The following is a 12,427-nucleotide window of genomic DNA, read 5'->3' as shown; positions in this document are numbered from 1 at the left end:
CCGGTTATCCCGTGACCGTCAGTGTGTTGCTCACGGACACGAGCGCCACCGTGGCGGCCATGATGAACCCTCCGATGTACGGATTGTTCGTCGCCCGGTAGATCTTGCGCGACACCACGGCGGCCACCGCGAGGATGACGATGACAGGGAAGAGCCAGATGCTGTTGATACCGGGGAATCCGGGCACCAGTTCACCCGTGACGAAGAACGTCGTGTACTGCACCACCACGAGCACCAGCGGAGCGAGCGCATTGAACAACGCGAGGATCGCCGTGTTCACCCACTCTTTGCCACGGATCGTGAAGCGGCTGAAGACATTGATCGCGATGGAATTCGAGACGAAGTAGACCAGGAAGAACGGCAGGTAGAGGAACGACCACCAGATCTTGTCCGGCGTGAACCACTTGACCGCCAGAACCCAGATGCGGAAATCGGTCTTGAAGAAGTAGTCGACGACCGCGACGATCGCGAACGCGGCGACGACGACGACCGCGCCGAGACCGATGCCCTGGAAGAACTTCTTCCAGCCGGGCAGCAGCCCGGTCGCACGCAGATCGACACCGGTACGCCGTCCGTAGGCGAGATACGAGATCGCCGCGATCAGCAGCGTCACCACGCCGTTGATCGCCGCCCAGAGAGCGATGAAGAACACGGCGCCCTGCGGGAACGCCGACGGCACGGAGTTGAAGGAGAGAGCTCCGATGGGGGCGTTCTGCGCGAGAAGGATGTAGCTCACGCCCGACACGATCGCAGAGACGATCAAGCCGCCCCAGAACCAGGCGAGGCCGGCACGGTTTCGGCCTTCGAGCGGTGCCTGCTCCGTGCGACGAAGCCCGGCGAAGGCGCGCGTGCTCAAGAGGGCCTTGGCGAAGGCGACCAGGAAGATTCCGAAACCGACCAGGCCCAGCGCGTTGAACGCTTCCTTCCACTGCCAGACCTGCGAGTCGGCGGCAACAGGGTTCGGGCTTCCGAGGGTCTTCTCGAAATACGCCACCGTGTCGGCGACGGTCTGCTTCGAGAAGGGCCCCCACGGGTGGGTCTGGGCCGGCGTATACAAGACGCGCGACGCATCCGTGCCGTCGATCGTGTCGCTGTAGAACTCGCCGGCGACCCGCTTCTCGGTGAGGCTGCTCGGGTCTTGGCCGAAGTTGAGGAACGACTGGGCATTGGGCGTCGTGACGAAGTCGCGGGGCTTCGTGATGGCGACGCCGTTCGCGTCGTAGCTGCGGAAGAAGAACTCGTCGTACTGGTCGGCCACGAGTCCGACGTCACGCGAGCCGTAGAGGTTGTAGTACGAGCCGTCCTCCTGCGCGTAGAACGCCTCGTTGTCGACCAGCAGCACGGACGAGATGAGCTGGGTGTCGGCCGCGTTGTCGGCGATCACGCTGTAGTTGGCGGCGCGGGCTCCATTGGAGTGCCCCTCGACACCGATGCTGTCGACATCGACGTAGGGCAGCTGGGCCACGAGCTTCACGGCGTCGTACATGCCCGTGCCGTTGACGGGGATGTCCTTCTGATCGAGCGGGCCTGAGTTGCCGTGGCCGTAGAGGTCGACGGAGACGACGACGAATCCGCGGCGCGCGAGCTCGACGTACACGGCGTCCTGCATCTCGCGGTTGTTCCACCAGCCGTGCGACACCACGACGGCCGGGGCCTTGCTGTCGGCTGTCGCCGTGTCGGGCTTGAACAGGAGGGCGCTGAGCGTCTCGCCGGACGAGGTCTCCCACTCCATGTCCTTGGTGGTCACGTGGCCGCCGTCGTTCTGAACGAAGAAGGCGCCGATCGCTGAGACGAGGCAGAGTGCCAGGGCGAGCACCAGCATGAAGGCATTGGTGCGCAGGAATGTGCGTTTCATATTTCCCCTTTGAAGTATGCGGTAGTGACCGCTCGCTAACTTTACTCACCGCCCCGGCCGCTGACGCCCCGTCTGACGTGCACATCTGTGCACATCCGTGCACCGGGTCACCACAACGACAAAGAGCCCCTCACCGCGAACGGTGAGGGGCTCTGTGTCGTGCAGAACCTGCTTAGTTGTAGGTTCCCGGGGTGTAGTCGTCGCTCGAGAAGCTGTCGAAGTCGACGAACGACAGGTCGGCCTCTGAGAACGACGCGTCATCGGTGAAGATGCGGTTCGGGTAACGCTCCGCCTTCGCCTCATCGGTCGCCTCGACGGCGACGTCGCGGTAACGCGGCAGTCCCGTTCCGGCGGGGATGAGCTTACCGATGATGACGTTCTCCTTCAGACCCATCAGCGGGTCGGACTTGCCCTCCATGGCGGCCTGCGTGAGAACACGCGTGGTCTCCTGGAACGACGCGGCCGACAGCCACGACTCGGTCGCGAGGGAGGCCTTGGTGATACCCATGACCTCCTGACGAGCGGATGCCGTCTTCTTGCCCTGGGTGAGCGCCTCGCGGTTGAGCGTGTTGTAACGCGCCCGGTCGACGAGCTCGCCCGGCAGCAGATCGGTGTCACCGTGCTCGACGACAGTCACCTTGCGGAGCATCTGACGAACGATGACCTCGATGTGCTTGTCGTGGATGGGAACACCCTGCGAGCGGTACACGCCCTGCACGCCGCCCACGAGGTGCTTCTGCACTTCGCGGACACCCTTGACGCGCAGAACCTCCTTCGGGTCGACGGCACCGATGATGATCTGCTGTCCGAGCTCGACGTGCTGACCGTCTTCGATGAGAAGCGTCGAACGCTTCAGCACCGGGTAGGCGATCGGCTCGTCGCCGTTGTCGGGCGTCAGGATGACCTTGCGGCTGCGATCGGTGTCTTCGATGTGCACGCGGCCTGCGGCTTCGGCGATCGGGGACGCACCCTTGGGGGTACGAGCCTCGAACAGCTCCTGCACACGGGGCAGACCCTGCGTGATGTCATCTGCGGATGCCGAACCACCGGTGTGGAAGGTACGCATCGTCAGCTGGGTTCCGGGCTCACCGATCGACTGGGCCGCGATGATACCGACGGCCTCGCCGATGTCGACGAGCAGACCCGTGGCGAGCGAGCGACCGTAGCACGCAGCACACACACCGACAGCCGACTCACACGTGAGAACGGAGCGCACCTTGATGATGTTGACTCCGGCCGCAACCAGCTTGTCGATCAGAACGTCTCCGACGTCGTCTCCGGCCTCGGCCACGACAGTGCCCTTGGCGTCGACTGCATCGGCCGCGAGCGACCGGGCGAACACCGAGTTCTCGACGTTCGGGTCCTTGGTCCACTTGCCGTCGGCACCCTCGATCGCGATCGGGAGATCGAGACCCTTGGAGGTACCACAGTCGTCTTCACGGATGATGACGTCCTGCGACACATCGACGAGACGACGCGTGAGGTATCCCGAGTCGGCCGTACGGAGGGCCGTGTCGGCCAGACCCTTACGGGCACCGTGCGTCGCGATGAAGTACTCGGCGACCGAGAGTCCTTCGCGGTAGCTCGAGATGATCGGGCGAGGGATGATCTCACCCTTCGGGTTGTTCACCAGGCCTCGCATACCGGCGATGTTGCGCACCTGCAGCCAGTTACCACGAGCACCGGAGGTCACCATGCGGTTGATGGTGTTGTCCTTCGGGAAGTTGTCGCGCATGGCCTGCGCGACCTCTTCGGTTGCCTTGGTCCAGATCTGGATGAGCTCCTGGCGACGCTCGAGGTCGGTCGTGAGACCCTTCTCGAACTGGCCCTGCACCTTGGCGGCCTGCTTCTCGTAACCCTGCACGATCTCGCGCTTGTTCGGCGGAGTCAGGATGTCGGAGAGCGCCACGGTCACACCGGAACGGCTGGCCCAGTAGAAACCGGCGTCCTTGATGCGGTCGAGCGATGCAGCGACCTCGACCTTGGGGTAGCGCTCGGCGAGGTCGTTGACGATCTCCGAGAGCTGACCCTTGTCGGCCACAGCCTGGATGTAGGGGTAGTCGACCGGAAGCGCCTCGTTGAAGAGGGCGCGACCCAGCGTGGTCTCGACGATGACGGGGCCGTCGACGTAGTCGGCCGGACCCTCGTTCTCGCCGAAGTGCACGTCGTGCAGACGGATCTTGACGGGTGCGTTCAGGTCGAGCGACTTCTGGTCGTGCGCCAGGATCGCCTCGGCGACGGAGGAGAACGCACGGCCTTCGCCGATCGCACCCTCTTTCACCGTGGTGAGGTGGTGCAGACCGATGATCATGTCCTGGGTGGGCAGGGTCACCGGGCGACCGTCGGACGGCTTCAGGATGTTGTTCGATGCGAGCATCAGGATGCGCGCCTCGGCCTGGGCCTCGACACTCAGCGGCAGGTGAACGGCCATCTGGTCACCGTCGAAGTCGGCGTTGAACGCCGCACAGACGAGGGGGTGAAGCTGAATCGCCTTGCCCTCGACGAGCTGAGGCTCGAAAGCCTGGATGCCCAGTCGGTGAAGCGTAGGTGCACGGTTCAGCAGCACAGGACGCTCGCGGATGATCTCCTCGAGCACGTCCCAGACCTGCGGACGGCTGCGCTCGACCATGCGCTTCGCGGCCTTGATGTTCTGAGCGTGGCTCAGATCGATCAGGCGCTTGATCACGAACGGCTTGAACAGCTCGAGTGCCATCTGCTTGGGCAGACCACACTGGTGCAGCTTGAGCTGCGGACCGACGATGATGACCGAACGACCGGAGTAGTCGACACGCTTTCCGAGCAGGTTCTGGCGGAAACGACCCTGCTTTCCCTTGAGCATGTCGCTCAGGGACTTGAGGGCGCGGTTGCCGGTACCGGTGACGGGGCGTCCACGACGACCGTTGTCGAACAGAGCGTCGACGGCCTCCTGCAGCATGCGCTTCTCGTTGTTCACGATGATCTCGGGAGCACCGAGGTCGAGCAGGCGGCGGAGACGGTTGTTGCGGTTGATCACACGACGGTAGAGGTCGTTCAGGTCGCTTGTTGCGAAGCGGCCACCGTCGAGCTGCACCATCGGGCGCAGCTCCGGCGGGATCACGGGAACGACGTCGAGCACCATGGCTGCCGGCGAGTTGCCGGTCGCGAGGAAGGAGGACACCACGCGCAGGCGCTTGATGGCACGGATCTTCTTCTGGCCCTTGCCTTCGGCGATCTGAAGGTGAAGGTTCTCACCCTCGGTCACCAGGTCGAAGGCCTCGAGGCGCTTCTTGATGGCCTCGGCACCCATGTAGGCGCTGAAGTACTGGCCGTAGCGGTCCTGGAGCTCGTGGAAGACGGCGTCCTCGGGCTTGAGCTCGCCGACCTTGAGGCTGCGGAAGTCCTCCCACACGCGCTCGAGCTGACCGATCTGCTCGTCGTACGCCTTGCGGGTCTGTCCCATCTCCTTCTCGGCGGAGTCCTTCGTCCGACGCTTCTGGTCGCTCTTCGCGCCTTCGGCCTCGAGGGCTGCCAGGTCGGTCTCGAGCCGCTGGAGGCGGTTCGCGATCGTGGAGTCGCGCTGGTCGGACAGGGTCTTGATCTCGAGGCGGAGCTCGTTCTCGAGGCCGGGCATGTCTTCGTGGCGAGCATCTTCGTCGACCGAGATGATCATGTAGGCGGCGAAGTAGATGACCTTCTCGAGGTCTTTCGGCGCCATGTCGAGCAGGTAGCCCAAGCGCGACGGAACGCCCTTGAAGTACCAGATGTGGGTGACGGGAGCGGCGAGCTCGATGTGGCCCATGCGCTCACGACGAACCGAGGACTTGGTGACCTCGACGCCGCAGCGCTCGCAGACGATTCCCTTGAATCGCACCCGCTTGTACTTGCCGCAGGAACACTCCCAGTCACGGCTCGGCCCGAAGATCTGCTCTCCGAAGAGGCCGTCCTTCTCGGGCTTCAGCGTGCGGTAGTTGATCGTCTCCGGCTTCTTTACCTCACCGTGTGACCACTTGCGGATATCGTCTGCCGTGGCAAGACCGATACGCAGTTCGTCAAATGTTGTAACGTCCAGCAATGTTTTCTCTTCTCCTGAAGGTTGCGTCAGCTAAGTAACTAAGCCGGATCAGATGTCGTCGATGGACGACGACTCGAACCGGGTGGAGATGTTGATGCCGAGCTCCTCAGCTGCACGGAAGACCTCGTCATCCGTGTCGCGCAGACTCACTGCTGTTCCGTCGGCCGAGAGGACCTCGACGTTCAGACACAGCGACTGCATCTCCTTGATGAGCACCTTGAAGCTCTCGGGAATACCGGGCTCCTGGATGTTCTCGCCCTTGACGATCGCCTCGTAGACCTTGACGCGGCCGAGGATGTCGTCGGACTTGATGGTCAGGAGTTCCTGGAGCGCGTACGCGGCTCCATAGGCCTCGAGGGCCCAGACCTCCATCTCACCGAAACGCTGTCCACCGAACTGTGCCTTACCACCCAGCGGCTGCTGCGTGATCATGGAGTACGGACCCGTCGAACGCGCGTGGATCTTGTCGTCGACGAGGTGGTGCAGCTTCAGGATGTACATGTAACCGACCGAGATGGGCTCGGGGTACGGCTCACCGGAGCGGCCGTCGAACAGACGGGCCTTTCCGGAAGAACCGATGAGGCGGTCGCCGTCGCGGGTCGGAGTCGTCGAGTCGAGCAGACCGGCGATCTCCTCCTCGAACGCACCGTCGAACACGGGGGTCGCGACCTTCGTGTTCGGAGCGGCCTTGCGGGCCTGCTCGGGCAGCTCGGCAGCCCACTTGGGCTTGCCTTCGACCTCCCAGCCCTGCTTGGCGATCCAGCCGAGGTGCGTCTCGAGAACCTGGCCGAAGTTCATTCGACCGGGGATTCCCAGCGGGTTCAGCACGATGTCGACGGGGGTTCCGTCGGCGAGGAACGGCATGTCTTCGACCGGGAGGATCTTGGAGATGACGCCCTTGTTGCCGTGACGGCCGGCGAGCTTGTCGCCCTCGGTGATCTTGCGCTTCTGGGCGATGTAGACGACAACACGCTGGTTGACGCCCGAGCCCAGCTCGTCGTCGTTCTCGGCAGAGAACTCCTTGACGGCGATGATCGTGCCCTGCTCACCGTGGGGAACCTTCAGCGACGTGTCGCGAACCTCGCGGCTCTTCTCGTTGAAGATGGCGCGCAGCAGGCGCTCCTCGGCGCTGAGCTCGGTCTCGCCCTTGGGCGTGACCTTGCCGACGAGGATGTCGCCGGGGCGGACCTCGGCACCGATGCGGATGATGCCGCGCTCGTCGAGGTCTGCAAGCAGCTCGGGCGAGACGTTGGGGAGGTCACGGGTGATCTCCTCTTTACCCAGCTTCGTGTCGCGCGCGTCGACCTCGTACTCCTCGATGTGGATCGAGGAGAGCACGTCGTCTTTCACCAGGTTCTGGCTCAGGATCATCGCGTCTTCGAAGTTGTAGCCTTCCCACGGCATGAATGCCACGAGCAGGTTCTTTCCGAGCGCGAGCTCGCCGTTCTCGGTGGCGGGACCATCGGCCAGGACCTGGCCGACCTCGACCCGCTCGCCCTCGGCGACGATCACACGGTGGTTGTAGCTGGTGCCCTGGTTCGAGCGGTCGAACTTGCGCAGGTAGTAGTCCTGCGTTCCGCCCTCGTCGAGCTGGATGGTGACGACGTCTGCCGAGACCTCGGAGACGACACCGGCCTTGAGCGTGGTGACCACGTCTCCGGCGTCGATGGCCGCGTAGCCCTCCATACCGGTACCCACGAGCGGGCTCTCGCTGCGCAGCAGCGGAACAGCCTGGCGCTGCATGTTGGCACCCATGAGGGCGCGGTTCGCATCGTCGTGCTCGAGGAAGGGGATGAGGCTGGTCGCGACCGACACCATCTGGCGCGGCGAGACGTCCATGTAGCCGATGTCCTCGGCCGGGAACAGGTCGACCTCTCCGCCCTTGCGGCGGGCGAGAACGCGCGTCTCGGCGAAGCGGGCCTCGCCGGTGAGCGGGGCGTTGGCCTGGGCGACGATGTACTCGTCTTCTTCGCTGGCGGTGAGGTAGTCGATGGTCGCCGTGACCACGCCGTCGACGACGCGACGGTACGGGGTCTCGATGAAACCGAACGAGTTGATGCGCGCGAACGATGCGAGCGATCCGATCAGACCGATGTTCGGGCCTTCAGGGGTCTCGATGGGGCACATGCGGCCGTAGTGCGACGGGTGAACGTCTCGCACCTCGACGCCGGCGCGCTCACGGCTCAGACCACCCGGGCCCAGCGCGGAAAGTCGACGCTTGTGCGTCAGACCCGCGAGGGGGTTGTTCTGGTCCATGAACTGCGACAGCTGGCTGGTTCCGAAGAACTCCTTGATCGCGGCGACGACGGGGCGCACGTTGATCAGGGTCTGCGGCGTGATGGCCTCGATGTCCTGAGTGGTCATACGCTCGCGGACGACGCGCTCCATACGAGACAGACCCGTGCGGACCTGGTTCTGGATGAGCTCGCCAACGGCGCGGATACGACGGTTTCCGAAGTGGTCGATGTCATCGACGTCGAGACGGATGTCGACCTTCTTGCCCTCGCGGGTGCCGGGGATCGTGGTCTGGTTGTCGTGAAGAGCGACCAGGTACTTGATCGTGGCGATGATGTCCTCGACCGTGAGCACGGAGTTGCTCAGTGCACTCTCGATGCCGAGCTTGCGGTTGATCTTGTACCGACCGACCTTCGCGAGGTCGTAGCGCTTCGAGTTGAAGTAGAAGTTGTCGAGGAGCGCACGCGCAGCCTCGGCAGCGACCTGCTCGCCCGGACGCAGCTTGCGGTAGATGTCCTTGAGCGCCTCTTCTTTCGTGAGGATCGTGTCCTTTTCGAGGGTGGCCTCGATAGACGCGTATCCCTTGAACTCGGAGAGGATCTCTTCACTCGTGAGACCGAGGGCCTTCAGGAAGACGGTGACGCTCTGCTTGCGCTTGCGGTCGATGCGAACGCCGACCTGGTCGCGCTTGTCGATCTCGAACTCGAGCCATGCACCGCGGCTCGGGATGATGCGCGAGGAGTAGATGTCCTTATCGGACGTCTTCTCCTGGGCGCGCTCGAAGTAGACACCGGGGCTGCGCACGAGCTGCGAGACGACGACGCGCTCGGTGCCGTTGATGATGAAGGTGCCGCGCTCGGTCATGAGCGGGAAGTCGCCCATGAAGACGGTCTGCGTCTTGATCTCACCGGTCTGGTGGTTCATGAACTCGGCCTCGACGTAGAGCGGAGCCGCGTAGGTCTTGCCACGCTCCTTGCACTCGTCGATCGTGTACTTCTCAGGCTCGAGGAACGGAGCGGTGAAGCTCAGCTGCATCGTTTCGCCGAGGTCCTCGATCGGAGAGATCTCTTCGAAGATCTCCTCGAGTCCCGAGTTGTTGGCGAGGTCCTGACGACCGGCCTTCTTCGCCTCGGCGACGCGCTCTTTCCAGATGTCGTTGCCGACGAGCCAGTCGAAGCTCTCGGTCTGCAGAGCGAGCAGATCCGGGACCGTCAGAGTGTCTGTGATCTTCGCGAACGAGAGACGCGATGCGTTTCTCCCGGTCTTGGGTGAGTTGGTGGTTGCGTTGCGCGCAGCAGCCAAGGAAATAACCTCCGTGGACCCCGTCGGGTCTCAGTACTGTCGGTTGACTAATAAGGATGTTTCGTTTGCGATCGCACCCGGCTTCGACCTACATTTGTCAAGAAGTTCGGGGATGTAAGACCATGGCTGCCGACCGCGATATGAGGGCATGGTTTTACTGGGAGCGCAAAGGTCAACTATATGCGCATCCGACGCGCCTGTCCACCGCTTTTCTTGATTAGTTTCTGAATCTCCGGTATAACCGCCATCGCCGCGGTCCCTCGAGCCCGTCGAGGGGATACTGGAACCATGAGCAGATCCACGCGAGGCGCCGATCGGGCCGAGCCCGAGCATCCATCGGCGACGCTCTCGAAGAGCGGCTTCCACGCCCGGATCGAGTCGGATCGCTACTCCCCCGGCAGCTTCCTGCTCGTGGTCGACGGCACTCCGCAGTCGCACGTCGACATCGACGACCCGACACACCTGAACTTCGAATACGTACGCCGCATCGGTCACGGCATCGACCTGCTGAGGCCCGCGGGCGACGCGATCACGGCGGTGCACCTGGGCGGCGGCGGTCTCACTCTCCCCCGCTACGTCGCGGCGACCCGAGCGGGTTCGCGCCAGCAGGTCGTGGAGTACGAGAGCGAACTCGTCGAGCTCGTTCGCCGGGAGCTGCCCCTTCCTCGTGACGCGCAGATCCGCATCCGGCACGGCGACGCCCGCGAGCAGCTCGCGGCCTTCCCACCCGGGTTGGTGGGCAACGTCGATCTGCTGGTCGTGGATGTCTTCTCGGGCGCCCGAACGCCGGCCCACGTCACGAGCGCCGAGTTCTACACGCTGGGTCGTACGCTCCTCGCAGACGACGGCATGATCGCGGTGAATGTCGCCGACGGTGCCGGCCTCGCGTTCGCCCGCGGGCAGGCGGCGACGCTGTCGAGTGTCTTCGAGCACGTGTCGATCGTCCTTGACTCGCAGATGCTGAAGGCGAAGCGTTTCGGCAACGTGGTCATGTTCGGCTCTACCTCCCCTCTGCCGTTCGAGCGCATGCCACGGCTCGTCGCCGGCGACCCCGTCGCATCCAAGGTCGTCACAGGGGCCGAGCTGCGCAACTTCATCGCCGGCGCAGCGATCGTCACCGATCAGACGGCCGTCAAGTCGCCTCCCCCGGGGCGCAGCATCTTCCAGATCAAGCCCTGACCGGGCAGCAGACAGGAGCATCACCATGAGCGTCCGCCGCACCGCCACCGCACTGGCCGCCGCCGCGGTCTCGATGCTCGTGCTCAGCGGATGCGATTCGCCGAGACCCGAACGCACGGTCTCGACCGCGACGCCGCCGGTCGTCGCGACCACCTCGCCCTCCCCCACGCCGACGGAGAGCGCGAACCCGCTCGCCGGGCCGTACTCGCCCACCGGCGACCTCACCGCCCTGGCCAACGACCTCGACGCCCCCTGGTCGATCGCGCCCGTCGGTGCCGACGGCATCCTGATCTCGGAGCGGGACTCGGCTCAGATCGTTCTGATCGACACCGCCGGGCAGAAGCGCGTCATCGGCGGCGTGGGCGGAGTTGCGGCGACCGGCGAGGGAGGCCTCCTCGGCATCGCGGTGCAGAGCGCGGGTGCCGAGCGCCGACTCTTCGCCTATTTCACCACCGCCGACGACAACCGGGTCGTGTCGTTTCCGCTCACCGGAACCGGCGCGTCCCTCGCTCTCGGCGCGGCCGCAGAGGTGATCACGGGTCTGCCCAAGGCGTCCAACCACAACGGTGGACGCATCGCCTTCGGTCCCGATGGCCTGCTCTACATCACCACGGGCGACGCCAACCAGCGCGATCGCGCGCAAGACGTGGCGTATCTGGGCGGCAAGATCCTGCGCCTGGATGCCTCGGGCTCGGTTCCCGCCGACAATCCGTTCGCCGGTTCCCCGGTCTACAGCCTCGGCCACCGCAACCCGCAGGGCATCGCCTGGCGCGCCGACGGCAGGATGTTCGCCGCGGAATTCGGGCAGGACACGTGGGACGAACTCAACGTCATCGACCCCGGCGCCAACTACGGCTGGCCTGATGTGGAGGGGACCGACTCCTCCGACACCCGCTTCGTCGCCCCGATCGCACAATGGGCGACCGACGATGCCAGCCCCAGCGGCATCGCGGTGATCGGCGACACGGTCTTCATGGCGGGTCTCGGTGGCGAGAGGCTGTGGACGATCGATCCTGCATCGGGAGCGCAGACGAGGGAGTTCTTCTCCGGTCAACTCGGACGGATTCGCGACGTCTACTCAGCCGGCGATGGAAGTCTGTTGCTGATAACCAACAACACCGACGGCCGCGGAGAACCCCGCCCCGGGGACGACACGCTGTACCGAGTCACGCTGGTGCCGACCTCCGGATAGGGTTGTTCGCAGCCCGCGAGACTTCAGAACGTCGAACGCGGCAGCACCGCGTGACAATCAACGGAGTACCTGACCTAGTGAGCATCATCACCGGCTACGACCCTCGCAATCTCAGGGAGAAGATCGACGTCCAAGCGGCATCCGCTCGACTCGGCGAGCTGGGCCAATTGCGCAGCCTCTCGGCCCTCAACGAGAAGGTCGGTCTCTACCGCCTGCTCGGCCGGCTCGACGAAGCCTGGACTGTGGCGAACGAGGCCGTCAGGCACACCCGCTTCTCCGGAGACCGGGAGCAGCTGCTCGGGGCACGGATCCGCCGCGCCCAGGTGCAGCAGTACCAGGGAAAACTGCAGGCGGCTCTCTCCGAGCTGTCGCTGTGCGTCGACGAGGCGAGGGTGCACGAGTGGGGCCCGCTCGAGGCCGCCTCGCAGCTCACCCGGGGCAAGGTGCTCTTCGACATGGGCGACTACGAGGCCGCCCTGGTCGACTTCAAGGCCACCGTCTTCCTCTACGAGAAGATGGGCGCGTCGCTCGACCAGCTCGAGAGCTCACTCGTCGCCGTGGCCGTCACGGAGTCCTTTCTCACCGAGTCCTGAGTAGCTCGAGCCCGCTCTCG

At 64.5% G+C, this 12,427-nt stretch carries 6 protein-coding genes; 3 read left to right on the top strand and 3 right to left on the bottom strand.

The window, feature by feature from the left end; all coding sequences use genetic code 11:
• Positions 1-4: 4 nt before the first annotated feature.
• The 3 genes from ASF79_RS13265 to rpoB all read right to left on the bottom strand — a co-directional run bounded on the left by ASF79_RS13265 (position 5) and on the right by rpoB (position 9,443).
• Complete coding sequence (locus tag ASF79_RS13265) at positions 5-1,855, bottom strand: dienelactone hydrolase family protein (protein ID WP_156366255.1); 1,851 nt, start codon at positions 1,853-1,855, stop codon at positions 5-7.
• Positions 1,856-2,027: 172 nt separating this feature from the next.
• Positions 2,028-5,906, bottom strand: coding sequence for a DNA-directed RNA polymerase subunit beta' (locus tag ASF79_RS13260; protein ID WP_055778148.1), 3,879 nt, complete (start codon positions 5,904-5,906; stop codon positions 2,028-2,030).
• 48 nt (positions 5,907-5,954) lie between these two features.
• Entirely contained in the window at positions 5,955-9,443 is a 3,489-nt protein-coding gene (gene rpoB, locus ASF79_RS13255; protein WP_055778151.1) for a DNA-directed RNA polymerase subunit beta, read from the bottom strand.
• Positions 9,444-9,731: 288 nt separating this feature from the next.
• On the opposite strand from rpoB, the gene ASF79_RS13250 reads away from it, so the two are divergent.
• From ASF79_RS13250 to ASF79_RS13240, 3 genes are all read left to right on the top strand, one after another.
• Positions 9,732-10,622 (top strand): spermidine synthase, encoded by an 891-nt coding sequence (locus tag ASF79_RS13250; protein WP_055778154.1) that lies wholly within the window; start codon positions 9,732-9,734, stop codon positions 10,620-10,622.
• A gap of 25 nt (positions 10,623-10,647) precedes the next feature.
• Positions 10,648-11,814: a PQQ-dependent sugar dehydrogenase gene (locus ASF79_RS13245; RefSeq protein WP_055855559.1), complete on the top strand. Its 1,167-nt coding sequence runs from the start codon at positions 10,648-10,650 to the stop codon at positions 11,812-11,814.
• Between the two features lie 77 nt (positions 11,815-11,891).
• Positions 11,892-12,407, top strand: coding sequence for a hypothetical protein (locus ASF79_RS13240; RefSeq protein ID WP_235480529.1), 516 nt, complete (start codon positions 11,892-11,894; stop codon positions 12,405-12,407).
• Positions 12,408-12,427: the final 20 nt, after the last annotated feature.

It is taken from the genome of Agreia sp. Leaf335 (assembly GCF_001423605.1).
Classification (GTDB): domain Bacteria; phylum Actinomycetota; class Actinomycetes; order Actinomycetales; family Microbacteriaceae; genus Agreia.
The sequence above is the reverse complement of the archived record's forward strand: the minus strand, read 5'-3'. Positions and strand labels throughout refer to the sequence as shown.